Annotated in this window: 23 protein-coding genes and 3 tRNA genes; 14 read left to right on the top strand and 12 right to left on the bottom strand. The window is 62.9% G+C overall.

All coding sequences use genetic code 11. The annotated features are described in order from the left end of the window. Positions 1-5: 5 nt before the first annotated feature. Complete coding sequence (lpxH, locus tag IFT57_RS19040) at positions 6-740, bottom strand: UDP-2,3-diacylglucosamine diphosphatase (protein WP_192152314.1); 735 nt, start codon at positions 738-740, stop codon at positions 6-8. After that, on the bottom strand, positions 737-1,240 hold the full coding sequence (locus tag IFT57_RS19035; protein WP_122476043.1) for a peptidylprolyl isomerase: 504 nt from the start codon (positions 1,238-1,240) through the stop codon (positions 737-739). Before IFT57_RS19035 ends, lpxH begins: the two co-directional genes overlap by 4 nt. Before the next feature lie 229 nt (positions 1,241-1,469). Between IFT57_RS19035 and IFT57_RS19030 the strand changes: the two genes are divergently transcribed. Together IFT57_RS19030 and cysS are read left to right on the top strand one after the other, a co-directional pair. Beyond that, the gene (locus tag IFT57_RS19030) at positions 1,470-3,167 is read left to right on the top strand and encodes a glutamine--tRNA ligase/YqeY domain fusion protein (protein WP_122713769.1); all 1,698 of its coding nucleotides are present in this window, start codon (positions 1,470-1,472) and stop codon (positions 3,165-3,167) included. 29 nt (positions 3,168-3,196) lie between these two features. After that, positions 3,197-4,579: a cysteine--tRNA ligase gene (gene cysS / locus IFT57_RS19025; RefSeq protein WP_192152313.1), complete on the top strand. Its 1,383-nt coding sequence runs from the start codon at positions 3,197-3,199 to the stop codon at positions 4,577-4,579. Between the two features lie 157 nt (positions 4,580-4,736). Here the strand turns inward: cysS and IFT57_RS19020 are convergent, their stop codons facing one another. Genes IFT57_RS19020 through IFT57_RS18990 form a run of 7 tightly spaced genes read right to left on the bottom strand, consistent with a single transcriptional unit; the run spans position 4,737 to position 11,220 of the window. Beyond that, a complete protein-coding gene (locus tag IFT57_RS19020) occupies positions 4,737-5,777 on the bottom strand; it encodes an ABC transporter substrate-binding protein (protein WP_122713767.1) in 1,041 nt (346 codons plus the stop codon). Then, positions 5,774-6,907 (bottom strand): FAD-dependent oxidoreductase, encoded by a 1,134-nt coding sequence (locus tag IFT57_RS19015; protein WP_192152418.1) that lies wholly within the window; start codon positions 6,905-6,907, stop codon positions 5,774-5,776. The genes IFT57_RS19020 and IFT57_RS19015 overlap by 4 nt, the downstream gene beginning before the upstream one ends. Before the next feature lie 5 nt (positions 6,908-6,912). Beyond that, entirely contained in the window at positions 6,913-8,268 is a 1,356-nt protein-coding gene (locus IFT57_RS19010; RefSeq protein ID WP_192152312.1) for an FAD-dependent oxidoreductase, read from the bottom strand. Next, positions 8,265-8,555 (bottom strand): (2Fe-2S)-binding protein, encoded by a 291-nt coding sequence (locus IFT57_RS19005; protein ID WP_192152311.1) that lies wholly within the window; start codon positions 8,553-8,555, stop codon positions 8,265-8,267. Before IFT57_RS19005 ends, IFT57_RS19010 begins: the two co-directional genes overlap by 4 nt. Continuing rightward, complete coding sequence (locus IFT57_RS19000) at positions 8,555-9,349, bottom strand: ABC transporter permease (RefSeq protein WP_122476031.1); 795 nt, start codon at positions 9,347-9,349, stop codon at positions 8,555-8,557. The genes IFT57_RS19005 and IFT57_RS19000 overlap by 1 nt, the downstream gene beginning before the upstream one ends. Before the next feature lie 3 nt (positions 9,350-9,352). Then, the gene (locus IFT57_RS18995; RefSeq protein WP_192152310.1) at positions 9,353-10,198 is read right to left on the bottom strand and encodes an ABC transporter permease; all 846 of its coding nucleotides are present in this window, start codon (positions 10,196-10,198) and stop codon (positions 9,353-9,355) included. Next, positions 10,195-11,220 carry an ABC transporter ATP-binding protein gene (locus IFT57_RS18990; RefSeq protein WP_192152309.1) on the bottom strand — a complete coding sequence of 342 codons (1,026 nt, stop codon included), beginning with the start codon at positions 11,218-11,220 and terminating at the stop codon, positions 10,195-10,197. The genes IFT57_RS18995 and IFT57_RS18990 overlap by 4 nt, the downstream gene beginning before the upstream one ends. Before the next feature lie 232 nt (positions 11,221-11,452). On the opposite strand from IFT57_RS18990, the gene IFT57_RS18985 reads away from it, so the two are divergent. After that, positions 11,453-12,283 (top strand): IclR family transcriptional regulator, encoded by an 831-nt coding sequence (locus tag IFT57_RS18985; protein WP_192152308.1) that lies wholly within the window; start codon positions 11,453-11,455, stop codon positions 12,281-12,283. On the opposite strand, the gene IFT57_RS18980 is transcribed toward IFT57_RS18985, so the two are convergent. Continuing rightward, positions 12,173-14,089 (bottom strand): sigma-54-dependent Fis family transcriptional regulator, encoded by a 1,917-nt coding sequence (locus IFT57_RS18980; protein WP_192152307.1) that lies wholly within the window; start codon positions 14,087-14,089, stop codon positions 12,173-12,175. The two genes, IFT57_RS18985 and IFT57_RS18980, sit on opposite strands and share 111 nt — an antisense overlap. On the opposite strand from IFT57_RS18980, the gene IFT57_RS18975 reads away from it, so the two are divergent. From IFT57_RS18975 to IFT57_RS18945, 7 genes are read left to right on the top strand one after another with little or no spacing between them, the layout of a single operon-like run. Next, positions 14,060-14,329, top strand: coding sequence for a hypothetical protein (locus tag IFT57_RS18975; RefSeq protein ID WP_192152306.1), 270 nt, complete (start codon positions 14,060-14,062; stop codon positions 14,327-14,329). The genes IFT57_RS18980 and IFT57_RS18975 overlap by 30 nt on opposite strands. A 17-nt stretch (positions 14,330-14,346) precedes the next feature. Then, positions 14,347-15,441 carry an ABC transporter ATP-binding protein gene (locus IFT57_RS18970; protein ID WP_192152305.1) on the top strand — a complete coding sequence of 365 codons (1,095 nt, stop codon included), beginning with the start codon at positions 14,347-14,349 and terminating at the stop codon, positions 15,439-15,441. After that, on the top strand, positions 15,441-16,538 hold the full coding sequence (locus IFT57_RS18965; RefSeq protein WP_192152304.1) for an ABC transporter ATP-binding protein: 1,098 nt from the start codon (positions 15,441-15,443) through the stop codon (positions 16,536-16,538). Before IFT57_RS18970 ends, IFT57_RS18965 begins: the two co-directional genes overlap by 1 nt. Then, positions 16,535-17,401, top strand: a complete 867-nt coding sequence (locus tag IFT57_RS18960) for a carbohydrate ABC transporter permease (RefSeq protein ID WP_122476022.1) — start codon at positions 16,535-16,537, stop codon at positions 17,399-17,401. Before IFT57_RS18965 ends, IFT57_RS18960 begins: the two co-directional genes overlap by 4 nt. Before the next feature lie 7 nt (positions 17,402-17,408). Beyond that, positions 17,409-18,209 carry a carbohydrate ABC transporter permease gene (locus IFT57_RS18955; RefSeq protein ID WP_122713757.1) on the top strand — a complete coding sequence of 267 codons (801 nt, stop codon included), beginning with the start codon at positions 17,409-17,411 and terminating at the stop codon, positions 18,207-18,209. Positions 18,210-18,219: 10 nt separating this feature from the next. Further along, complete coding sequence (locus IFT57_RS18950) at positions 18,220-18,492, top strand: DUF2160 domain-containing protein (RefSeq protein WP_122713756.1); 273 nt, start codon at positions 18,220-18,222, stop codon at positions 18,490-18,492. A 46-nt stretch (positions 18,493-18,538) separates the two neighbouring features. Then, entirely contained in the window at positions 18,539-20,284 is a 1,746-nt protein-coding gene (locus IFT57_RS18945) for an ABC transporter substrate-binding protein (protein WP_122713755.1), read from the top strand. A gap of 71 nt (positions 20,285-20,355) precedes the next feature. On the opposite strand, the gene folD is transcribed toward IFT57_RS18945, so the two are convergent. Continuing rightward, positions 20,356-21,210 (bottom strand): bifunctional methylenetetrahydrofolate dehydrogenase/methenyltetrahydrofolate cyclohydrolase FolD, encoded by an 855-nt coding sequence (folD, locus tag IFT57_RS18940; RefSeq protein WP_192152303.1) that lies wholly within the window; start codon positions 21,208-21,210, stop codon positions 20,356-20,358. Between the two features lie 290 nt (positions 21,211-21,500). Here folD and IFT57_RS18935 point away from each other — a divergent pair. The 3 genes from IFT57_RS18935 (at position 21,501) to IFT57_RS18925 (ending at position 21,836) form a co-directional block, all read left to right on the top strand. Beyond that, positions 21,501-21,577, top strand: a tRNA-Arg gene (locus IFT57_RS18935). Positions 21,578-21,618: 41 nt separating this feature from the next. After that, positions 21,619-21,694: transfer RNA gene (locus IFT57_RS18930), tRNA-His, on the top strand. Positions 21,695-21,751: 57 nt separating this feature from the next. Next, positions 21,752-21,836, top strand: a tRNA-Leu gene (locus IFT57_RS18925). An 85-nt stretch (positions 21,837-21,921) separates the two neighbouring features. Here IFT57_RS18925 and IFT57_RS18920 read toward each other — a convergent pair. Continuing rightward, positions 21,922-24,090 (bottom strand): GAF domain-containing protein, encoded by a 2,169-nt coding sequence (locus IFT57_RS18920; protein WP_192152302.1) that lies wholly within the window; start codon positions 24,088-24,090, stop codon positions 21,922-21,924. Positions 24,091-24,402: 312 nt separating this feature from the next. On the opposite strand from IFT57_RS18920, the gene tig reads away from it, so the two are divergent. Beyond that, on the top strand, positions 24,403-25,713 hold the full coding sequence (gene tig / locus IFT57_RS18915; RefSeq protein WP_122713753.1) for a trigger factor: 1,311 nt from the start codon (positions 24,403-24,405) through the stop codon (positions 25,711-25,713). Positions 25,714-25,760 lie beyond the last annotated feature (47 nt).

Below are 25,760 nucleotides of genomic sequence, written 5' to 3'. Positions count from 1 at the left end.
GTGAATCAGACCGCCAGCGCCGGGAAATCGAACGGCGCCAGGTTGAAGCCCTGTTCATCCACTTGCAGCACCCACCCCTGACGATCCCAGTCCCCCAACACGATACGCCGTGCCGGTAGATCACCGATCTGCAGTTCATGCACCGCCGGGCGGTGGGTATGCCCGTGAATCAAGGTGGCTACGCCGTGTTGCCGCATCACCCGCGGCACCTCTTCAGGTGTTACATCGACGATGTCACTGGCTTTCATTTGGGTCTGCGTCCGGCTTTCGCTGCGCAGCTTGCGGGCAAGCTTGTGGCGCGTGCCCAGCGGCAGGTGACGCAGGATGAACAGGGTCAGCGGGTTGCGCAGCACGCGGCGCAGGCGCATGTAGCCCTCGTCGCGCGTGCACAGGCTGTCGCCGTGCATCAACAGCACCGGCTCGCCGTTCAAGCGCACCACGCTCGGGTCGGCCAGCAGAGTGCAGCCGGCTTTTTTGCAGAACGTCGAACCGATCAGGAAATCACGGTTGCCGTGCATCAGGAAAATCTTCGTGCCACCGTCGCTGAGCGCGCGCAGCGCTGCGCAGATGGACGATTGGAAAGGGGTCATGGCGTCGTCGCCGATCCAGGCTTCGAAGAAGTCGCCCAGAATGTACAGCGCCTCGGCTGAGCGCGCACGCCCGCCGAGGAAATCCAGAAACGCCCGGGTGATGTCCGGGCGTTCTTCCTGCAAATGCAGATCGGAGATCAGCAGTATCACTCAGCGATCTCGGCTTTCTCGATGATCACGTCTTCAGCGGGTACGTCCTGGTGACCGGCCTTGGAGGTGGTGGACACGCCTTTGATCTTGTCGACCACGTCCTGGCCTTCGACCACTTCACCGAACACCGCGTAGCCCCAGCCCTGAGTGGTTTTCGCGGTGTGGTTGAGGAAGCTGTTGTCGCCCACGTTGATGAAGAACTGCGCCGAAGCCGAATGCGGCTCCATGGTGCGCGCCATGGCTACCGAATACTTCTTGTTCGGCAGGCCGTTGTCGGCTTCGTTCTGGATGCTCGGGCGCTTGTCTTTCTTCTCTTTCATGCCAGGCTCGAAACCGCCGCCCTGGATCATGAAGTTGCCGATCACGCGGTGGAACACGGTGTTCTCGTAGTGGCCGGCCTGCACGTACTCGAGGAAGTTGGCCACGGTCAGCGGGGCCTTTTCGGCGTTCAGTTGCAGGACGATGACGCCGTGGTTGGTGGTCAGTTTGACTTTGGACATGGGTCTCTCTCTGTTCTGTGGAGAATGTTCTGTGGAAATTCGCTAGCGACGGCGCCCAGTTTACAGGCGACGATGCCTATTCAAAGGCTGTTTTTTGCCGCGCTGCAGGATTTACCCGATAGTTTGTCGGGGCTGGCCTGTCAGCCGGTTGACCGCTTCGGCTATGATAAGCGCTTTGATTTGGTCGGCCTACCCTGGCTGCCGACGCATCGTTCGTTCAAGGATTCCAATGAGCAAGCCCACCGCCGACAACGCTCCCAACTCCAAAGGCAATGGCCCTGCCGTGCCCGCCAACTTCCTGCGCCCGATCGTCCAGGCCGACCTGGACGCCGGCAAGCACAGCCAGATCGTCACCCGCTTCCCGCCGGAGCCCAACGGCTATCTGCACATTGGCCATGCCAAGTCGATCTGCGTGAACTTTGGCCTGGCGCAGGAATTCGGCGGTGTCTGCAACCTGCGTTTCGACGACACCAATCCGGCCAAGGAAGACCAGGAATACATCGACGCCATCAAGCGCGACATCAAGTGGCTGGGCTTCGAGTGGGCCGGTGAAGAGCGTTACGCCTCGCAATACTTCGACCAGCTGCACGATTGGGCCGTGGAGCTGATCAAGCAGGGTGACGCCTACGTCTGCGACCTGACCCCCGAGCAAGCACGCGAGTACCGCGGCAACCTCACCGAGCCCGGCCGCAACAGCCCGTTCCGCGAGCGCAGCGTCGAGGAAAACCTCGACCTGTTCGCGCGCATGAAGGCTGGCGAGTTCAAGGACGGCGAGCGCGTGCTGCGTGCGCGGATCGACATGGCCTCGCCGAACATGAACCTGCGCGACCCGATTCTCTATCGTATCCGCCACGCCCATCACCACCAGACGGGCGACGCTTGGTGCATCTACCCCAACTACGACTTCACCCACGGTCAGTCCGATGCCATCGAAGGCATCACGCACTCGATCTGCACGCTTGAATTCGAAGGGCATCGTCCGCTCTACGAGTGGTTCCTCGACCATCTGTCGGTGCCGGCGCACCCGCGCCAGTACGAGTTCAGCCGCCTGAACCTCAACTACACGCTGACTTCCAAGCGCAAGCTCAAGCAGCTGGTCGACGAGCAGCACGTGCAGGGCTGGGACGATCCGCGCATGTCGACGCTCTCGGGCTTCCGCCGTCGCGGCTACACCCCGGCGTCGATCCGCAACTTCTGCGACATGATCGGCACCAACCGTTCCGACGGCGTGGTCGACATGTCGATGCTCGAATTCAGCATCCGTGACGACCTCGACCGCAACGCACCGCGCGCCATGTGCGTGCTGCGCCCGCTCAAGGTAGTGATCACCAACTATCCGGAAGGCCAGGTCGAGCAGCTCGAGCTGCCGCGCCACCCCAAGGAAGACATGGGCGTGCGCGCCTTGCCGTTCGAGCGCGAGCTGTACATCGACCGCGACGACTTCATGGAAGAACCGCCCAAGGGCTACAAGCGCCTGGAACCCAACGGCGAAGTGCGCCTGCGTGGCAGCTACGTGATCCGTGCCGACGAAGCGATCAAGGACGCTGATGGCAACATCGTCGAACTGCGTTGCTCGTACGACCCGGACACCCTGGGCAAGAATCCGGAAGGGCGCAAGGTCAAGGGCGTGATCCACTGGGTACCGGCCGCCGCCAGCGTCGAGTGCGAAGTGCGCCTGTACGATCGCCTGTTCCGCTCGGCCAACCCGGAGAAGGCCGAAGACGGCGCAACGTTCCTCGACAACATCAACCCCGACTCCCTGCAGGTATTGCGCGGCTGCCGCGCCGAACCGTCGCTGGCCAACGCTGCGCCGGAAGACCGTTTCCAGTTCGAGCGCGAAGGCTATTTCTGCGCCGACCTGGTCGACACGCAACCGGGTCGTCCGGTGTTCAACCGTACCGTCACCCTGCGTGACTCGTGGGGCTGAGCCTCGCCAGGCCAAGTTGAGGAATCGTTGTGCTGAACATCTACAACACGCTGAGCAAGAGTAAAGAGGTCTTCACGCCGCTGGACGGCAACAAGGTGCGCATGTACGTGTGCGGCATGACCGTCTACGACTACTGCCACCTGGGCCACGGGCGCAGCATGGTCGCTTTCGATCTGGTCACGCGCTGGCTGCGCTACAGCGGCTACGAGCTGACCTACGTGCGCAACATCACCGACATCGACGACAAGATCATCAACCGTGCGCGGGACAACGGCGAAAGCTTCGATGCCCTGACCGCGCGCATGATCGATGCGATGCACGAGGACGAGGCGCGCCTGAACATCCTCAAGCCGGACCAGGAACCGCGTGCCACCGAGCACATTCCCGGCATGCTGGCGATGATCCAGACCTTGATCGACAAGGGCTATGCCTACGCGCCGGGCAACGGCGACGTGTACTACCGGGTCGGCAAGTTTCAGGGCTATGGCAAGCTGTCGCGCAAGAAGATCGAAGACCTGCGCATCGGTGCGCGCATCGAAGTGGAGGAAGCCAAGCAGGACCCGCTGGATTTCGTCCTGTGGAAGGGCGTCAAACCCGGCGAGCCAAGCTGGGAGTCGCCGTGGGGCCCTGGCCGTCCGGGCTGGCATATCGAGTGCTCGGTGATGTCGACCTGCTGCCTGGGTGACACCTTCGATATTCATGGCGGTGGTAACGATCTGGAATTCCCGCACCACGAGAACGAGATCGCCCAGAGCGAAGCGGCCACCGGCAAGCCGTACGCCAACGCCTGGCTGCATTGCGGGATGATCCGCATCAATGGCGAGAAGATGTCCAAGTCGCTGAACAACTTCTTCACCATTCGCGATGTGCTGGAGAAGTATCAGCCCGAGGTGGTGCGCTACCTGCTGGTTTCCAGCCATTACCGCAGCTCGATCAACTATTCCGAAGACAGCCTGAAGGAAGCCAAGGGCGCGCTGGAGCGTTTCTACCATGCGCTCAAGGGCTTGCCCAAGGTGCCGGCGGCGGGTGGCGAGATGTTCGTCGAGCGCTTTGCCAGTGCCATGAACGATGACTTCGGTACGCCGGAAGCCTGTGCGGTGTTGTTCGATCTGGTGCGCGAGATCAACCGTGTGCGTGACAGTGATGTCGACGCCGCCGCAGGTTTGGCCGGTCGTCTGCGCGAACTGGGCGATCTGCTCGGTGTGCTGCAGCTCGATTCCGAGCAATTCCTGCAAGCCGGCGCCGCCGGGCGCGTCGATGCGGCCCAAGTGGACACCCTCATCGCCGCCCGCCTGGCGGCACGTGCCAACAAGGACTGGGCTGAATCGGACCGCATCCGCGACGAGCTGACCGCCATGGGTGTGGTGCTCGAAGACAGCAAAGGTGTCACGACCTGGCGCCTGGCGGACTGATACAGCAACATTCCCTGTAGGAGCGGTCATCGGCCGCGAACCGGGCACTGGGGTGTACCAGTTGGACCGCGTCGCGCCTTTCGCGGCCACGGACCGCTCCTACGGATTTTGCGTAGGAGCGGTCAGCGGCCGCGAAACTGGCGACTCAGTGCGTGGCCTAGCGCTCGATGGAGCGGCTCCAGCGGGCGTTCCAGGCCGGGCGGAGCTGGTTGACCTGGTCCCAGTCGATGGCCACCGCCGTCTCCAGATACTTTTCCATCGCCTGCACCTGGCCACGGGTCTTGTCGGTGGTCGGGGTATTGGGGTTGGAAGGTATCTGGTCGCCTTCCTCCAGTGCCGGTGCCTGGGCCTCAGGGCTCAGCAGGTAGGCCGCAAGCTTCTGGGCGAGTTCGGGCTGGTCGTTCTTGGCAATCACACATTCCGCCACGTTGAGCACCACCGCGCCTTCCTTGGGTTGCGCATATTCTACTGGCACCCCGCGTAGTTTCAAGGCGGTCACCTGAGTCGGCGTGAGCGGAAACAGCGCCGCCTCGTCGGTTTGCACCATCTCGGAAATCTTCGCCGAACTGGCAATGTACTCCAGCACATTCGGCCCAACCGTCTTGGGCCACGCCTTGAACCCAGGTTCGACGTCGGTTTCGCTGCCGCCCTGCAAACGGTTGAACATCAAGAAGCCGTGCAGGCCGAATGTCGAGGAGGCGAGTGACTGAAACACCAGCTTTTCCTTGAAACGACTATCAGCCATGTCCATCCACGAGGTAGGAGCGGCCCAGCCATTCTTCTTGAACAGGCGCGTGTTGTAGGCCAGCCCGGTCACCCCCAGGCTGACGGCAGCTGCCTGATCCTTGATCCGCGCCTTGGCCGGGATGGCCGCCAGGCCATCGCTGTCCTGCAGGGTGTCGCACAGGCCCATGGAGATGGCGCGGTACATGATGCCGTCGTCCAGAAACATCACGTGGATCTGCGGATTGTCCTTGCTGGCCTGGACCTTGGCGAGAATGTCCGACGAAGTACCTGGCACGATGACCACCTTCACATCGTTGGCTTGCTCGAACGCCGGCAGCACCTTGTCGGCATACAAGCGTTCCATGGTGCCGCCGTTCATGCCCAGGTAGAGCGTAGGCCCGGCCTGTGCGCCGGTGGCAGCCAGCAGGGCGGCGAGGGAGAGTGCGTGAACCGTACGTTTGACTGGCTTCATGAAAGCGACCTTCCTGTATGCAGTTCAAGGGGAGAAAAGCGTTGGATGGAAAACGCGTCGATCGGCGCTCGACTGCTGCCCTCGACGATCAGTTGCGACAAGGCTTCACCGACTGCCGGGCCAATCTGGAAACCGGCCCCGGCAAAGCCGAATGCATGGATCAGGCCCGGCTGCGCCAGGCTATGGCCGATCACCGGCTCACGATCGGGCAGGTAGCCTTCGGTCCCGCTCCAGGTACGGATCGCTTGCGCGCCGTGCAGGAACGGGTACAACTCGACGGCGTTGCGCAGGATATCCAGAGTGGCCAGCTGACCGGGCCGTGCCCGCAACGTGTCCACGGCGAAACCCTGCCCGCCGCCGAGCACGCAATTACCCCGTACCACCTGGCGTGCGTAGATGCCACCGCCCTCGACCCCGGTGCTGACGTCCATGACCACAGGCAGCGGTTCGGTCACCAGCATTGCCGGGTGGCCGCTGGTCATCGGTACCTGCTCGCCGAACTGTTCGGCGATATGGTTTGCCCAGGCCCCGGCACAGTTGAGCAGCCAGGGTGCGCGCAGCCGTTCGCCGTTGCTGCAGGCCAGCACGAACGCCTGGCCGTCATGGTCGTAGGCCAGCGGCTGCACCTGCTCGATGATCCGTGCACCCGCTCGCCTGGCCGCTGCCGCGAAGGCGGGCGATACCAGACGCGGGTTGGCATGCCCGTCCGCATTGCACAGTGAAGCACCCACGGCCACGTCGCCCACCCAGGCAAAACGCTGGCGCAACTGACGACGGTCAAGCAGCTCCACACCCAGATCGAAATCCGCAGCGGCGTCGGCCCAGTCTTGCAGACGGGCCATGTCGGCGTCGCTGCGGGCCAGCTTCAAATGACCGGAACGCACGTACTCGCCGTCGATGCCGATCAGTCCGGGCAGGTCGCTCCACAGTTCATGGGCACGCTGCGACAGCGGCAACTGCACCAGTGAACGGCCCTGACGGCGCACGCCACCGTAGTTCACGCCGCTGGACCGCGAGCCGCAGAAATCGCGCTCGAGCAGCACCACTCGCTGACCACGCAACGCCAGCATCAAGGCTGCCGAAGCACCGACGATTCCGCCGCCGACGATGATCACATCGGTTTCGCACACTGGGCTCAAGGCTGCACCTCCACACCGAAGGGCAACGGCTTGATGGGCGCCTGGGCGCGCAGGCGACCCACTGCCTGCGGTGCACACGCGGCCGCTTGAGCGATGATTTCCACCGCTGCACTGCCGCACATGCGCCCCTGGCAACGGCCCATGCCGACTCGACAATGGGCTTTGACTCGGTTGATATCGGTATGCCCTTGGGCGACCACCTCGCGCACCGCGCCGACGCTGATTTCCTCGCACCGGCACAGCATCAATTGATCGGGCGCCTGGCGGGCCCAGTCCTCGGGGAACGGGAAGGCGTCTTCCAGGCCGGCGCGAAACCCCTGGACGCGCGCCAGTTGTCGTTCCAGGTGCGCACCACGCCTGGCGTCGACGGCCACGCCCAGGTCTTCGAGCAGGGCCAGGGCGGCGCGCTCGCCGGCCATTTCCGCCGCATCGGCGCCCATGATCCCAGCGCCATCACCAGCCAGATAGACCCCCGACACGCTGCTGCGCCCGGCCTGGTCGCGGCTCGGCAGCCAGGCCCGGTTGAGCGGGCTCCAGGCAAACGCGCAACCCAGCAGGTCGGCCAGTTGCGTTTCGCTGCGCAGCGCGTGAGCGAAGGCCAACCCGTCACAGGCCAGCGTGTGTCGTTTGCCGCCTTGCTGCCAGGTGACGGCTTCGACCCGGCGCTGGCCGTCGACCGTGACCAGGTTCGCGCCCTGATGCACGGCGATCCCGTGGGCGGTCAACCAGCTCCGGTAATACAAGCCCTTGGCCAGGGTCAAGGGCTGACGCAGCAGCCGGGGCAGGGCGGCGACCTGAGCAGCGAACGGCGAGCTGTCCAGTACCGCCAGCACCCGCGCGCCGGCCTTGGCGTATTGATAGGCCACCAGATACAGCAACGGCCCGCTGCCGGCGAACACTACCCGCTCGCCGATTGCGCAACCCTGGGCCTTGAGCGCGATCTGCGCGGCGCCGAGGCTGTAGACGCCGGGCAGCGTCCAACCCGGCACCGGCAGGATGCGGTCGGTGGCGCCGGTGGCGATCAACAGCCGATCGTATCCAACGGTGTCGACGCGCTGCTGGTTGAGCGTGTGCAGGTAACCGTCCTCGGCGTTCCATACCAGCGTGTCGGGACGGTAGTCGATCTGCCCGCGCAGTGCGTCCAGCGCCTGATGCACCGCACCTGCCTTGCGCGCTTCGAAGCCATAGAGCTGGCTGGCAGGACGTTGAAAGTTGCCCGGTGCACGTCGGTAGACCTGCCCGCCGCCCTGCAGGGCTTCGTCCACCAGGCACGGGCGCAGGCCATGGGCGGCCAGGGTCTGCGCGGCACGGATGCCGGCCGGTCCGGCGCCGACGATCACCACCGCGTTCACGAGTGCCGCCCCGGTTCGCGGTCGACCTGCATGCCGGCTGCCAGTGGCGTGGCACAGGCGCGCACGCGGCGGCCGTCGCCCAGGCGCACCCAGCAATCCTGGCAGGCGCCCATCAGGCAGAAACCGGCACGGGCCTGGGCACTGAAGTCGCTGCCGCGCAGGTGCTCGGCGCAGGTCAGTACCGCAGTGAGCAAGGTATCCCCGGCCAGACCGGTCACCGCTTGTCCATCGAGGGTGAAGGGTACCGACGCGCGATCGAGTTCGGCCAGCCGCTTGAACAAAGCCATCAGTTTTTCCCCACCAGTACGCGGTCCAGGCCATACACTCGGTCGAGCAGAATCATGGTCGCGGCGGTCAAGGCGATGACCAGCGCCGACACCGCCGCCATCATCGGGTCGATAGACTCGGTGGCATACACGTACATGCGCACCGGCAGGGTCTGGGTTGCGGGCGATGTAACGAAGATCGACAGGGTCACCTCGTCGAAGCTGTTGATGAACGCCAGCAGCCAGCCCCCGGCAACCCCCGGCAGGATCATCGGCAGGGTGATCTGGCGAAACAGGGTGAAACGGCTGGCGCCAAGCGATTCCGCCGCCTGCTCGGCGCTGCGGTCGATGCCGATGGCGGCGGCGATCACCAGACGCAGCACATAAGGGGTGATCACCACCACATGGGCCAGCATCAGCCAGACGAAGCTGCCATTGACCCCCATCAGCGCGAACAGGCGCAGCATCGCCACGCCCAGCACCAGGTGCGGAATGATGATCGGCGAGAGAAACAGCGCATTGAGGAAGTCGCGTCCCGGAAAGTGATAGCGGGTGATCGCCAGCGCTGCCGGCACGGCGATCAAGGTCGCCAGGGTTGCAGCGACCACCGCCAGGATCAGGCTGTTATAGAACGCGTCGATGAAATCGGCGCGCTCGAACACGGCGCGGAACCAGCGCAGGGAAAATCCGGAAGTGGGCAGGGTGAGGGTGTTCTCCGGGGTGAACGCCACCAGGCACACCACCACCAGCGGGGCGAGCATGAACACCACTACCAGGGCATGAAACGACAGGGCCAACGGACCGTTCTTGGACATCGATCATTCCCCCAGGGCTTTCTTGTAGCGACCTTCGACCAGGCGGTTCCAGGACAGCATGATCAGCAGGTTGGCCAGCAACAGCGCCACGGCAATGGTCGCGCCCATGGGCCAGTTGAGTTCCGACAGGTATTGGTCGTAGACCACCGTGGCGACCATCTTCAAACGGCGCCCGCCGAGCAGGCCGGGAATGGCGAACGAGCTGGCCGCCAGGCCGAACACGATCAGCGTGCCCGACAGCACGCCGGGCATGATCTGCGGCAGCACCACCATGCGCATCACCTTCGCCTGGCTTGCGCCCAGTGATTGCGCGGCTTGCTCGGCAGCCGGGTCGAGCTTCTGCAGCGAGGTCCAGACCGGGATGATCATGAACGGCAGCATCACATGCACCAGCGCCAGAATCACCGCGAACGGTGTATAGAGCATTTTCAGCGGCCGCCCGCCCAAGGCGGCGATAGCCTGGTTGATCAAGCCATCGGCACCCAGCAACAGGCTCCAGCCGAAGGCACGCACGACCACCGAAATCAGCAGCGGGGTCAGGATCAGGATCAGGAAGATCGAGCGCCAGGGCGTGCCCATGCGGCTGAGGATGTAGGCCTCCGGCACGCCGATCACCACGCACAGCAAGGTCACCAGGGCGCTGATCCAGAAGGTCCGCCAGAAAATCTCGTAGAAATAGCCGTCGCTGAGCAGGGCGGCGTAGTTGGCCAGCGTGTAGCTGTCGCTCTTGACCCCCAGTTCGTAGTCGAACAGGTTGAACGACAGCACCAGGGTCAGGCCCAGCGGGACGATCAGCAGACCGACGAACAGTGCCAGCGCCGGCGCCGACAACAGGTATCCGCGGCTCATGCGCAGGCCTCGCTATCGAGCACTCGAAGCAGCTCGCATGGCCAGTCCAGGCCGACAGTGACGCCGGTGGCCAGCGGTGCGCTGCCATCGTTGCGGCGCACTACGGTGATCTCGCCGAGCACCGTTTCCAAGCGGTACAGCCACTGGCTGCCGAGAAAATAGCGGGTCACGATACGGCCCTGGATGCGCCCTTCACCGGCGTTGCAGAAATCGATCTTCTCCGGGCGCAGGCTCAACATCAGTTCGCCTTCCCCGGCCTGTGCCAAGACCTGCGGCTGGCCCAGCGCGTCGTACTCGCCGGGCAGCAGGTTGGCCTTGCCGACGAAACCGGAAATGAACGGCGTGCGGGGGTGCTCGTAGAGCTTGTAGGGCTCGTCGATCTGGGTGACCTGACCGGCTTGCATCACCACCACCCGGTCGCTGATCGACAAGGCTTCGGCCTGGTCGTGGGTCACCATCAGGGTGGTGATGCCGACTTCACACTGGATGCGACGAATCTCGAACTGCATTTCCTCGCGCAGGCTCGCGTCGAGGTTGGACAGTGGCTCGTCGAGCAGCAGCACCGGCGGCTGGATCACCAGCGCCCGGGCCAGGGCCACACGCTGACGCTGGCCCCCGGACAGCTCGCGTGGGTAACGCTCGGCATGGACGGTCAGGCGCACCAGCGCCAGCACCTGGTCGACACGGGTACGAATGTCGCTGCTGCCAACCTTGCGCATCTTCAAACCGAAGGCCACGTTGTCGCGCACGCTCATGTGCGGGAACAGCGCGTAGCTCTGGAACACCACGCCAAGGCCGCGGCTGCTGGGTTTGGCATGGGTGATGTCGCGGCCGTCGAGGACGATCCGGCCGCTGGTCACATCGACGAAACCGGCAATCATCTGCAGCGTGGTGGTCTTGCCGCAACCCGAAGGGCCGAGCAGCGAGACGAACTCGCCCTGGCTGACGCTCAGGTCGGTCGCCACCACGGCCTGCACGGGTCCGTAGCGTTTGCACAGTGCTTGAAGTTCGAGAAAGGCCATGGCTGCGTTCTACCTGTCATTGTCGGCCGCATGTGCGGTGCGTTGATCGAGGGCAGAGGCGAAAGGGGTCCTGCAATGGGGTGGCGCTCGTTCTGAGTCGGCTGCCGGCTATTGTTGGTCTCGCCCCGTGGACGAAGAGTAGGACGAAGACTAGGATGGCGAAAGCGCTTATTTCACTGAGCGGGTGGTTATTTTTAAATTAATCCTTTCAATGAAATCGGATGAGCAAAATATGAACAACGATTCCACTGAGCGGAATTCTGAGCCAGGTGTGGGCGGTGTCTCCCGGCTGTTCGCCGTATTGCGTGGATTGTCGGCAGCGCCGACCGAGGGCGAACGTGTCATTCAGCTCGCGGAGCGCATCGGCTTGTCGCAACCCACTACGCACCGCCTGTTGCGCGGGCTGGTGGAGGAGGGCATGGTCGAGCAGGATGCGCGCAGCAAACGCTATCGGCTGAGCCTGGAGTTCTTCGCCCTGGCCGCCCGCGCCGGCAATGGCAGCAACCTGCGCGAGCTGGCGCGCCCCAGCCTGCTGCGGCTGTCGGCGTCGTTGGGTGACTCGCTGTTTCTGCTGGCGCGCAGCGGTTTCGATGCCATCTGCCTGGACCGCAGCGAAGGGCCGTACCCGATACGCACCTTCACCGGCGACATCGGAGGCCGCGTTGCGCTGGGGGTAGGGCAAGGCAGCCTGGCGATCCTCGCGTTCCTGCCTGAAGACGAGCGCGAAACCGTGATCCACTACAACCTGCCCCGGCTCAAGGACCTGCACCTGTACGACGAAGTGCTGCTGCGCTCGGAAGTCGACAGCGTGCGCCAGCTCGGCTATGCCGCGCGCAACACCGGTGTGCTGCCCGGCATGGCGGGCCTGGCAGTGCCGATACTCGACCGCAACGGCCACGCGGTGGCGGCTCTCAGCGTGGCCACCATCAGCGATCGACTTGGCCCCGACCGTCTACCCACGGTGGTCGAGTTGCTCAAGCGCGAAGCTGCTGCCATCGGCCCACGTCTGAACCCCTTCGACCCGACCCTGCGCCGGCCCTCGCAGACCTTCGGCAGGGTCTGAAGGGCCGCCGTGCCCGGCATGTCCCTGCTCGCGCAGGCGCTTGTACAGCGTATTGCGGCTGACCCCCAGGCGCCTGGCAAGTCGCGAGATGTTGCCGTCGCTGGCCTGCAGCAACTCGCCCAGATCACTGACCTTGGCCAGGGTCAGCAACGGGCGCGGCAAGGCCTGTTCCTGCGCCGGCAAAGGGCCCGCCTCGCGAAGAAAATCCTCCGGCAGATGGTCCAGGCCTATCAGCTCCTCATCGGCCAATACCAGCGCGACCTTGACCACCGCAGACAACTGACGCACGTTGCCAGGCCAGGGGTGGGCCATGAATGCGGCCCACACCTGGGCACTGAAACCGGCGCTCTGCTGGGGTTCGCGGTGCGACTCCCACACCTGTTCGATGAGCTCGCGCTTATCGCTGCGCGCGCGCAGGGTCGGCAGGTGCAGGGTCATGCCAGCCAGGCGGTAGTAGAGGTCTTCGCGGAACAGGCCGGCCTGCACCCGCTGGCGCAGATCCTCATGGGTCGCGGAAATCAGACGAATGTCGACCGGTATCGGGTCGCCACAGCCCAGCGGCTGGATGCAGCGTTCCTGCAATACGCGCAGCAGCCGTGCCTGGGTGGGCAACGGCATGTCGCCGATCTCGTCGAGAAACAGAATGCCCTTGTCGGCTTTGCGCACCAGCCCGGGGCTGCCTTTCTGGCTGGCCCCGGTGAAGGCACCCCGCTCGTAGCCAAACAGCTCCGACTCGACCAGCTCGGCGGGAATCGCCGCACAGTTGACCGCAATCAGCGGGCAAGACGCGCGGCTGCTGGCCAGGTGCAGGGCCTTGACCAAGACTTCCTTGCCGGTACCGGTGTCGCCACGTAGCAGCAACGGCACGTCCTTTTCCAACAGGCGCAGACCCTGCTGCATGGCTTTGTCCAGGCGCGGGTCGGTGCCACGCTGCGCTGCAGCCGGAGCTGCGCACACCAGCGGTTTCTTGAGCAAGCACTGCAACCGGTTGCGCCCTGGCGGCTGCAGGGCGAACGTGCGCTCCGGCGGATGGTCGAGCAGTGCCTGCGGCGTCAGTCGGAACACCTGCTGCACGGTCAGCCCCGGAAGCTCGACACCCAGCAGGCTGTCGGCGCGACGGTTGGCGGCCAGTACGCGACCGCTGTCGTCGAACACCAGCAGCCCGGCCCACTGGCTGTCGAGGTTGTTGACCCCGGTATTGAAGATCAATTGGTAATGCCGGTCGGCGAACGCCTCGAGGATCAGGCGGTTCTCGACTGTCTGGCTCATCATTTTCACCAACCCGAGGGTGTGCGAAGGCGGCAGGTGACTGTCGCTGGAAACGTCCAGTACCGCGACCATTCGCCGTTGCGCGTCGAAGATCGGTGACGCCGAGCCGTTCATCAGACGGTTGGCAAGCAGAAAGTGCTCGTCGGGCTCGACATGCACGGCCTGGCGGCAGGCCAGTGCAGTGCCGATCGGATTGGTTCCGGCCGACGTTTCCAGCCAGCAGGCGCCGGGAACGAAACCTGCGTGGTTGCGGATGGCGCCAGGCTGCTCTCCCCACGATCTGAGCACGCGCGCCTGCGCGTCCGCCAGCCGAATCAGGCACCGCGAGTTGCCCAGGATGTGTTCGTAGTAGGGCAGTACTTCGCGGTGGGTGGTGTGCAGCAGGGCTTGATGACAGTCGAGCATCTGTTGCAGTGCATCGGGCGCCAGCGGCTCGAAACGCGGCGCGTGATGATGCTCCAGCCCCGCTTCGCGACAGCGAAGCCAGGAGCGTTGAATGAGCTGATCATGGGCAAGCAGTGGATTGGCTACGGACATGGTTCGAGTATCCCGGCGCGCGGCCTTGTTGTTTTTGTTCATGCAGTGTTGTTCACGGCTGTTCATTGTCAATGCGCCAGGCGTTCATTTTTGTTCAGTGATGAACCCCGTCTGTCGTCGCCACGAATCCTCGAACCGTTTGGCTGGCGCTTGCAGCCGCGACTGGCGGCAATTGGCACGGTTATCGCTCTGGGTTTGCCAGCAGTCGTACCGATGCGAAGCCGCAACCGCTTCCAATAATAAAAAAAGGCGCCGCCATGTCCCTTGTGCTCGAGCAGGTCACTCGTCGTGTGGAAAATCAGCTGTACATCGACAATGCGTCGCTGGTGCTGGAACCCGGTTCGTTCAACGTCCTGCTGGGACGTACCCTGTCTGGAAAGACCAGCCTCATGCGGCTGATGGCCGGCCTGGACAAACCCGACCAGGGCCGCGTGTTGATGAACGGTGTGGACGTGACCGGCAAACCGGTGCGCCAGCGCAACGTCTCCATGGTCTACCAGCAGTTCATCAACTACCCGACCATGACCGTCTTCGACAACATTGCCTCGCCGCTGCGCCAGGCCGGCATGGCCCGCGAGCAGATCGAGGAGCGCGTGTTGCAGACCGCACGCATGTTGCGGATCGAGCCGTTCCTCAAGCGCCACCCGCTGGAATTGTCCGGTGGCCAGCAGCAACGCACGGCCATGGCCCGCGCGCTGGTCAAGGATGCCGAACTGATCCTGTTCGACGAACCGCTGGTGAACCTCGACTACAAGCTGCGCGAAGAACTGCGTTTCGAGATGCGCGAGTTGTTCCTGACCCGCCATACCATTGCCGTGTACGCCACCACCGAACCCAACGAAGCCCTGGCGCTGGGCGGCACCACCACCATTCTTCACGAAGGGCGGGTGATTCAGAGTGGCAGGACGCCGGATGTCTACCACCGGCCGGCCACGGTGCTGGCGGCCGAGCTGTTTTCCGAACCGCCGATCAACCTGATCGAAGGCCGCATCGGTGGTCAGGAAGTCAGCTTCGCCAACTTCGTGCACTTCGCCCGCAATCTCGACCTGTCCGGCGTCTCCGATGGCGATTACCGCTTCGGCGTGCGACCCAGCCACATCGGCCTGACCCCCAGCAATGACGACGATCTGGAACTGGCGGTAACCGTGGAGCTTGCTGAAATCAGCGGCTCGGAGACGTTCCTGCACGTGCGCAACGAGTACTTTTCGCTCGTGCTGCATCTGCCGGGCGTCCACGACTATGCGGTGGACGCGGCCATACCGGTGTACATCCCGACCCACAAGCTGTTCGTGTTCCAGCGCGACGGACAACTGGTCCAGGCCCCCGGCCTGCGTGTAGCGAGGGCTGCCTGATGGCCGAGATACGCCTGCAGCACCTGGCCCACAGTTACAGCGCCCACCCGGCGGGGCCCGAAGACTATGCCATCCGCGAGATGGATCACATCTGGGAGCAGGGCGGCGCCTATGCCTTGCTCGGCCCGTCCGGATGCGGCAAATCGACCTTGCTCAACATCATTTCCGGGTTGCTCAGCCCCTCCCATGGACAGGTGCTGTTCGACGGCAAGGTAGTCAACGAGCTGCCGCCCGAGCAGCGCAACATTGCCCAGGTGTTCCAGTTTCCGGTGGTGTACGACACCATGACGGTATTCGACAACCTGGCATTCCCCTTGCGCAACCAGGGCAAGTCCGAGGAACAGGTTCATGCTCGGGTGCAGGAAGTGGCCGAAGTGCTCGACCTGCAGCGACTGCTGCAGCGCAAGGCGCGCAACCTCAGCGCCGACGAAAAACAGAAAGTGTCGATGGGCCGCGGCCTGGTACGCGACGACGTCTCGGCGATCCTTTTCGACGAGCCGCTGACGGTCATCGACCCGCACCTGAAATGGAAACTGCGGCGCAAGCTCAAGCAGATCCACGAGCAATTCAACATCACCATGGTCTACGTCACCCACGATCAGCTCGAGGCATCCACCTTCGCCGACAAGATCGCGGTCATGTACGGCGGCCAGATCGTCCAGTTCGGCACCCCGCGCGAGCTGTTCGAACGACCGGCGCACACCTTCGTCGGCTACTTCATCGGCAGCCCCGGCATGAACCTCGTCGATGTCCAGCCCGAGCGTGGCGGGGTCGGCTTCGGCGGCATTCATGTGCCGTTGTCGGAGGCCTTGCAGGCGCGCATTGCCCAGGGCGGCTGGCAACGCCTGCAGATCGGCATCCGCCCCGAGTTCATCCGGGTCTGGGACGAAGGCTTCGAGGCAGCCCTGCACAGTGAACAGGTCCACCTGGAAGACCTGGGCACCTACAAGATTCTCACCCTGGTGCTCGGCGGCCAGACCTTCAAGGTGCGCTTGCCCGAGGACCGCACCGTGCCTGAAGGCACGGTGTTCATCAGTTTTCCCGCGCAGTGGCTGATGGTCTATGCCGATGACCGTCTGCTGGAGGTGAACCCATGAACAAGGTCCAGAACAACAAGGCCTGGTGGCTGGTGCTGCCGGTGTTCCTGCTGGTGGCGTTCAGCGCCGTGATTCCGATGATGACCGTGGTCAACTATTCGGTGCAGGACATCTTCGACCAGTCCAGCCGCTACTTCGTCGGCGCCGACTGGTACCGCCAGGTCCTCCAGGACCCACGCCTGCACGATTCGCTGCTGCGCCAGTTCATCTATTCGGGCTGCGTGCTGCTGATCGAGATACCGCTGGGCATCGCCATCGCCCTGACCATGCCGGCCAAGGGCCGCTGGTCGTCGCTGTGCCTGATCGTCATGGCCATTCCGCTGCTGATTCCGTGGAACGTGGTGGGCACCATCTGGCAGATCTTCGGCCGCGCCGACATCGGCTTGCTGGGCTACACGCTCAATGCCATGGGCATCAGCTACAACTACGCGTCCAACACTGTGGACGCCTGGGTCACGGTGCTGGTCATGGATGTGTGGCACTGGACTTCGCTGGTGGCGCTGCTGTGCTATTCAGGCCTGCGCGCCATTCCAGACGTGTACTACCAGGCTGCGCGTATCGACCGCGCCTCGAACTGGGCGGTGTTCCGGCACATCCAGTTGCCGAAGATGAAAAGCGTGCTGTTGATCGCGGTCATGCTGCGCTTCATGGACAGCTTCATGATCTACACCGAACCCTTCGTGCTGACCGGTGGCGGGCCGGGCAATGCCACCACGTTCCTCAGCCAGACCTTGACGCAGATGGCCGTGGGTCAGTTCGACCTGGGCCCGGCCGCGGCCTTCTCGCTGGTGTACTTCCTGATCATCCTGCTGGTGTCGTGGCTGTTCTATACCGCCATGACCCACAACGACAAGCAAGGTTGAGGCAGCCATGAGCAAGCGCAAACTGATCCCCCTGCTGCTGTACATCCTGTTTTTGCTGGTGCCCATCTACTGGTTGCTGAACATGTCGTTCAAGAGCAACGGCGAAATCCTCGGCGGGCTGACCTTGTTCCCCCATGATTTCACCCTGGCCAACTACCGGGTGATCTTCACCGACCCCAGTTGGTACACCGGCTACATCAATTCGCTGTACTACGTGAGCCTCAATACGCTGATCTCGCTCAGTGTCGCGCTGCCGGCCGCGTACGCCTTCTCGCGCTACCGCTTCTTGGGTGACAAGCACCTGTTCTTCTGGCTGCTGACCAACCGCATGGCGCCGCCCGCGGTGTTCCTGCTGCCATTCTTCCAGCTGTACTCATCCATCGGCCTGTTCGACACGCACATCGCCGTCGCGCTTGCGCACTGCCTGTTCAACGTACCGCTGGCGGTGTGGATTCTCGAAGGCTTCATGTCCGGCGTGCCGAAGGAGATCGACGAAACCGCCTACATCGATGGCTACAGCTTTCCGAAATTCTTCGTGAAGATCTTCATGCCGCTGATTGGCTCGGGGATCGGTGTCACGGCCTTCTTCTGCTTCATGTTCTCGTGGGTGGAATTGCTCCTGGCGCGCACCCTGACTTCGGTCAATGCCAAGCCGATCGCGGCGGTGATGACCCGTACCGTTTCAGCCTCGGGCATCGACTGGGGTGTGCTGGCTGCGGCCGGCGTGCTGACCATCGTGCCCGGCATGCTGGTGATCTGGTTCGTTCGCAACCATGTGGCCAAGGGCTTCGCCCTGGGCCGCGTATGAGGAGCCTGTGATGGAGTGGATGGCCTGGACTCTACCGACTGCCCTGTTCTTCGGCGCTATCGCGCTGTTGCTCGCTGGCATGACGTTCTACGAATTGCGCTCGCCCTGCACCGAGCGGCGCGGGTTCCTGCCGATCGCGACCACTCGCGGCGATCGGTTGTTCATCGGTCTTCTCGGTAGCGCCTACCTGCACCTGCTGGTGATCGGCGTTACCGACTGGAGCATCTGGGTTGCCTCGGCGCTGTCCCTGGTGTGGTTGCTGGCGGTAGTGCGTTGGGGCTGAGCCATGCGGATCTGCGCAACGCAAAAATTCCAAACAGGAGGTCACTATGTACAAGAACAACAACAAACTGCGACATAGCATTGCCCTGGCGACCGCGCTGGCGTGCGCCGGTCTGAGCGCTGCGGCATGGGCGGATGCCTACGAAGACGCGGCGAAGAAATGGGTGGGGGCCGAATTCAAGCCCTCCACCCTCACACCCGAGCAGCAGATGGCGGAGATGCAGTGGTTCATCGAGGCAGCCAAGCCGTTCCGCGGCATGAGCATCAATGTGGTGTCCGAAACGCTCACCACCCATGAATACGAAGCCAAGACCCTGGCCAAGGCGTTCAGCGAGATCACCGGGATAAAGCTGACCCATGATCTGTTGCAGGAAGGCGATGTGGTCGAGAAGCTGCAGACGCAGATGCAGTCGGACAAGAACATCTACGATGGCTGGGTCAACGACTCGGATCTGATCGGTACCCACTTTCGCTACGGCAAGAGCGAATCGATCACCGACATGATGGCCAGTCCCGAGGGCAAGAAGGCCACCTCGCCGACCCTCGACCTCAAGGATTTCATCGGTATCTCATTCACCACCGCGCCCGACGGCAAGGTCTATCAACTACCCGACCAGCAATTCGCCAACCTGTACTGGTTCCGTGCCGACTGGTTCGAACGCCCCGAGTTGAAGAAGAAATTCAAGGAAATCTACGGCTACGAGCTGGGTGTCCCGGTCAACTGGTCGGCCTACGAAGACATCGCCAAGTTCTTCTCCGAGGACGTCAAGGAGATCGACGGCAAACGCATCTACGGGCACATGGACTACGGCAAGAAAGACCCCTCGCTGGGTTGGCGTTTCACCGATGCCTGGTTCTCCATGGCTGGCGGTGGCGACAAGGGCCTGCCCAACGGCTTGCCGGTGGACGAGTGGGGGATTCGCGTGGAGGACTGCCATCCGGTGGGTTCCAGCGTGACCCGTGGCGGCGATACCAACGGCCCGGCGGCGGTCTATGCGACACAGAAATACGTCGACTGGATGCGTGCCTACGCACCGCCCGAAGCTCAGGGCATGACCTTCTCCGAATCCGGCCCGGTACCGGCCCAGGGCAACATCGCCCAGCAGATTTTCTGGTACACCGCGTTCACTGCCGACATGACCAAGCCTGGCCTGCCGGTGATGAATGGCGATGGCACGCCGAAATGGCGCATGGCGCCTTCGCCCAAGGGCCCGTACTGGGAGGAGGGCATGAAGCTGGGGTATCAGGACACCGGCGCCTGGACCTTCCTCAAGTCGACGCCCGAGAAGCAACGCCTGGCAGCCTGGCTGTACGCGCAGTTCGTGACGTCGAAGACGGTGTCGCTGAAAAAGACCATCGTCGGCCTGACGCCGATTCGCGAATCGGACATCAATTCCCAGGCCATGACCGATCTGGCGCCAAAGCTGGGTGGCCTGGTGGAATTCTACCGCAGCCCCGCTCGCGTGCAGTGGACCCCGACCGGCACCAACGTGCCTGACTATCCGCGTCTGGCGCAGTTGTGGTGGAGCCACATTTCCGAGGCGGCCAGCGGCGAGAAGACCCCACAGCAAGCGCTCGATGGACTGGCCAAGGACCAGGACGCGATCATGACGCGCCTGGAACGCAGCAAGGTGCAACCCGTGTGCGGGCCGAAGATGAACCCCGAGCGCGACGCCCAGTACTGGTTCGACCAACCCGGCGCACCCAAGCCCAAACTGGCCAACGAAAAGCCCCAGGGTCAGACCGTGGGCTACGCCGAGCTGGTCAAGTCGTGGGAGGACGCAAGAAAGTAGCCGTAGGAGCGGTCATCGGCCGCGAAAGCCGCGCTGCGGTGCATCAGATACAGCGCGTATGAGGGTTTACATCACCGGTGCAGCGTCTCTGCTGCATACAAGGTGTTTTCCAGCAGGCAGGCGCGGGTCATCGGACCTACGCCGCCTGGCACCGGGGTGATCCAGCCGGCCCGGGGCAGGGCGGTTTCATACACCACGTCGCCGACCAGCTTGCCATCGTCCTGACGGTTGATGCCCACGTCGATCACGATCGCACCTTCCTTGATCCATTCGCCCTTCACCAGCCCTGGCTTGCCCGCAGCAACCACAACCAGGTCGGCACGGCCCACGTGGCCCGCCAGGTCCTTGGTGAACCGATGGGTCACGGTCACGGTGCAGCCTGCCAGCAGCAACTCCATGGCCATCGGCCGGCCGACGATATTGGAAGCGCCGACCACTACCGCGTCCATGCCATACAGATCCTGGCCGGTACTTTCCAGCAGGGCCATGATGCCCTTGGGCGTACACGGACGCAGCAAGGGAATGCGCTGGGCCAGGCGGCCTACGTTATAAGGATGGAAACCATCGACGTCTTTGTCGGGGCGGATGCGCTCGAGCAGCAGCGAGGCGTCCAGGTGCTCGGGCAGCGGCAACTGCAACAGGATGCCGTCGATCTCGGTGTCGGCGTTAAGCGTGTCGATCAGCGTCTCGAGTTCGAGCTGGGAGGTGGTGCTCGGCAGGTCGAAGGCCCGGGAAACGAAACCGACTTCCTCGCAGTCCTTGCGCTTGTGCGAAACATAGACCTGGGAAGCGGGGTCGGTACCCACCAGAATCACCGCGAGGCCTGGCGTGCGCAGGCCTTGCCGACGACGCTCGGCAACCTGATGAGCGATCTGCCGGCGCAGGTTGGCGGCGATCGTCTTGCCGTCGATAAGTTGTGCAGTCATGACGCGTGATTAACCATCGAAAAGGAATGAAAATGTGCGCGCATTCTCGCATGTCGCACGCCCAGGGCAAAGGCGCTTGCTTCGCAAAACCTCCTAAGCCCTTTAATTAAATGAATTTTTTTCAAAAAAGAGTTGACGACCCCAAGGCTCGCCTATAACATTCGTCGCACTTGTCGGGCAGGGCCTAGCACTGGTGAAGAAGGTAGAGCAAAACAGGCAGTTTCAAGGCTTGTTTGTCATCACCGACTGAAGCTCTGGATTTGTAATCTGCAAGGACTACAGACTCAAAGGCGCCCGTAGCTCAGCTGGATAGAGCATCCGCCTTCTAAGCGGATGGTCGCAGGTTCGAGTCCTGCCGGGTGCGCCATTAGGCAGCTTTGGCACAAGTAACGCAGTAAACGCAATATGGTGGGCGTAGCTCAGTTGGTAGAGCACAGGATTGTGACTCCTGTTGTCGTGGGTTCGATCCCCATCGTCCACCCCATATTCCGAAAGGCGCCCGATTCTTACCGATCCGGCGCCTTTGCTTTAAAAGCTACACGCGGACGTGGTGGAATTGGTAGACACACTGGATTTAGGTTCCAGCGCCGCAAGGTGTAAGAGTTCGAGTCTCTTCGTCCGCACCAACAAGTACAGCCAGGCCTCGGCCTGCTGCGCAACGTGAAAGCCGCTTACGGGCGGCTTTTTCGTGTCTGCGTTTCAGTCGGCGATTCACGCCTCCACGGGCTGGACCATGCTGAAGGTGATGACATTGCCGTTCTGCTCGACGCTCAGGCTGCCACTGTGCGCAACCGCGATGGCCTGAGAAATGTACAGCCCGATCCCCAGGCCGTTCTTGTTGCGCAGGTTTTCACTGCTGTGCGGCTTGAACGGCTGGAACAAAGTCGACAGGCGCTCGGGGGGCACCGGGATGGTCTGGTTGAGGACCGACAACCGAGTGCTGTTTTGCTCCGTGCTCAAGCTGATCAGTACTGGCGTATCCGGCGTGCCATGGTAGCGGGCGTTGCCCAGCAGGTTGGTGATGACCTGCGCGTAGCGGTCCGGATCGACCATGGCGCGCACATCCGGCTGGATGCGCGCCTCGATGGTCAGGCCAGGGAAAGCCACCGCTGTCTCATCGACGATGCTTTCGACCAGCGCCGACAGATCGGTTTCAACCCGATTGACCATGATGCCGAGGCCGGACTGCAGGCGGCTCATCTCCAGGATCTGGCTGATCAGGCGTTCCATGCGGCCACTGGAGTGGCTGATGTGCTTGCGCAGCTCGGTGTCGCGTGTCTCGCTCGAGGACAGCATTGCCGCGGCCATGGAGATGGATTGCAGGGGATTGCGCAGGTCATGACCGAGCATGGCGATCAGGCGCTGACGCATGCCATCGATCTCGCTGGCGCGGCTCAGGCACAATTCGACCAGATCGCGTCGCAGCTTCTCGGCGATGGTGATGTCGGTATCGCTCCAGCTGGCCGAGCGTCCGCGCACCACTTCTTCCCAGGCCTCGAACGAGCCTCGGGGGGTCAGCCGTGCTCCGGACGGCCCGACCTTGACGATCTTCTCCGGCTTGCCGCCCCAGCGCACATTGTTGATTTCTTCCTTGCGCAGCCACATTACCCAGCCCGATTCCTGGCGATGGAAACGGACCGCCAGAATGCCGCAGTAGCCACTGGTATTGCGCTCGCTATCCGAACCCTGCCAATTTTCGGTGTGGAAGACCTCGAGGTTCGGGTCCTGCTCGATGTGTTCCAGCACCTGGCGGCACAGCGGGTCGAAGTGCCCGCCGATGCTCTGGGTGCGCCCCGACATGATCACCGCAGCGCCATCGCAGGGTATCAGGGCGGCAATGTTGTCCGGCTCGCCCGCCAATGCACTGACCAGGTCTTCGGAGTCGCGGGCCAGGGTCATGAGGGTCTGCTGCTGGTCGCTGGCCTGTTTCAGGGTCTGGGTGGCAAGGTTGTGCTCGAGCCGCTCGACCAGCGCGCTGCACACCTGCGAGATGACCTGGAAAGACATGCGCAACGGATGCGCCATCGTCTTGGGCGTCATGTGATGGCAGGAAAACAGCCCCCACAGCTTGCCGCCGACGACGATCGACACGCTCATCGATGCGCGTACACCCATATTGGTGAGGTATTCGCAGTGAATCGGCGAGACGCTGCGCAGGGTGCTGAAGCTGAGGTCGAACGGTTGGCCGGTCCGTGGATCGACCGACGGCGTCAACGGCGCTGGTGCGTAGGCCACGTCGGCGATCAGGCGAATCGGATTGAGTATATAGAGCAGGCGTGCCTGGGCAGGGATGTCCGATGCCGGGTAGCGCTGACCCAGGTAGCTCTCCAGATCTTCGCGGTGGGCCTCGGCGATGACTTCGCCAGACAGGTCGGGTCGAAAGCGGTAGGCCATGACCCGGTCGAAACCCGTCATGTTGCGGATCTCCGCAGTCACGCGGCTCAGTAACGCGTCGATATCGTGACGGTTCTGCATCTGGCTGATGATGCGCTGCGCGTACAAGGCGAACTGGCTGAACGAACCGCTGGCGGTGCGTCGCGGTTCGAACTCCAGGTACAGCACCTGCAGATGACGATGGGCAACCACGTCGAACAGTCGGCCAAGCAGCACGCTCTCCACGCTGTTCGCCCAGTGATCGCTGCTGGCGAGGCCCTCGGCGATCAACGCCAGGACATCGGCGCCCAGCAGTTCGTTGTTCGGGGTAGTGCCCGGCAGTACATCCAGTCCGGTGACGGCCATCAGGTTGGCGCTACGGGTCAGCACGCGACCTTCGCCGTCCAGGGCGATGAGCGCGCCGTGGGGCTGAATGGCGCCGGGCCGGTGAATGGGCTCGTCCTCGCAGTTGGCGAGGGAAACCGGCGTGTCAGGGCTTATGGCCATGAGGGTCCTGCAAGAATAGGGGTTGCTTCGGGAAGCGAGAGAATGGCCGAGATCTCCACATGGACGTGCAAGGTAATGGCTTTATCCTCTGCATAGGATACCAGTGAGCCGGAGATTATCTTGCAAAACTTGTCCGCAAGGGCATTTACAGGTCTCGGCCGGCCTTGTTTTGCTGCCGTTTGACGGTTTCTGCAGCGACTTTGTGCGCAACCCTGTGCATAGGGTGACTTCTTGAGTTCGAGCCTCTAGAATGCTTGCCCTTGATCTGGGGTCGGAAATGGCCGGCTAACGTCTGTGCAACGAGGAAAATCCATGCAAGTTTCTGTTGAAAACACTTCCGCTCTCGAGCGCCGTATGACCATCGGCGTTCCCGCCGAGCGCATCGAGGCCGAAGTCAACAAGCGTCTGCAACAGACCGCCCGTAACGCCAAGATCCCGGGCTTCCGTCCAGGCAAGGTGCCTATGAGCGTCATCCGTCAGCGCTACGAGGCTGACGCGCGCCAGGAAGCCCTGGGCAACGTCATCCAGGCTTCCTTCTATGAAGCCGTGGTCGAGCAGAAGCTCAACCCAGCCGGCGCACCCGCCGTCGAGCCAAAAGTGTTCGAAAAGGGCAAGGACCTGGAATACATCGCCACCTTCGAAGTGTTCCCCGAGTTCGAAGTCGGCGCGTTCGACAGCATCGAGGTCGAGCGCCTGAGCGCCGACGTTGCCGACAGCGACCTGGACAACATGCTCGAAGTGCTGCGCAAGCAGAACGTACGTTACGAGCAGACCGATCGCGCCGCGCAGACCGAAGACCAGCTGAACATCGACTTCGTCGGCAAGATCGAAGGCGAAGAGTTCTCCGGTGGCTCGGCCAGCGGTACCCAGCTGGTATTGGGTTCGGGCCGCATGATCCCCGGTTTCGAAGATGGCCTGGTTGGCGCCAAGGCCGGTGAAGAGAAGGTCTTGAACCTGAGCTTCCCCGAGGACTACCAGAACCTCGAGCTGGCCGGCAAGGCCGCCGAGTTCACCGTCACCGTCAACAGTGTTTCCGAAGCCAAGCTGCCAGAGCTGAACGAAGAGTTCTTCGGCCAGTTCGGCATCAAGGAAACCGGTCTCGACGGCTTCCGTACCGAAGTTCGCAAGAACATGGAGCGCGAGCTGCGTCAGGCAATCAAGGCCAAGATCAAGAATCAGGTCATGGACGGTCTGGTGTCGACCAACCCGATCGAAGTGCCCAAGGCGCTGCTCGACAACGAAGTCGACCGTCTGCGCGTTCAAGCCGTGCAGCAGTTCGGTGGCAACATCAAGCCTGACCAATTGCCGGCCGAGCTGTTCACCGAGCAGGCCAAGCGCCGCGTCGTACTGGGTCTGATCGTTGCCGAAGTGGTCAAGCAGAACGAGCTCAAGCCGGACGAAGCACGCGTGCGCGAGCTGATCCAGGAAATGGCCTCGGCCTACCAGGAGCCTGAGCAAGTTGTATCGTGGTACTACAAAAATGAAGAGCAGCTGAACGAAGTCCGTTCGGTTGTGCTGGAAGAACAAGTTGTGGATACTGTTCTGCAGAAAGCCAAGGTGACCGACAAGTCGGTCTCTTACGAAGAAGCGGTCAAGCCGGCGGAAGCAGCACAAGCCGAGTGATCGTTCTCTGAGGTTCGAAAACACCATAAGCCAGCCTTCGCGCTGGC

The sequence above is a fragment of the Pseudomonas sp. CFBP 13719 genome (genome assembly GCF_014842095.1).
Taxonomy (GTDB): domain Bacteria; phylum Pseudomonadota; class Gammaproteobacteria; order Pseudomonadales; family Pseudomonadaceae; genus Aquipseudomonas.
Note: the sequence above shows the minus strand (reverse complement) of the source record. Positions and strands in the feature narration are given on the sequence as shown.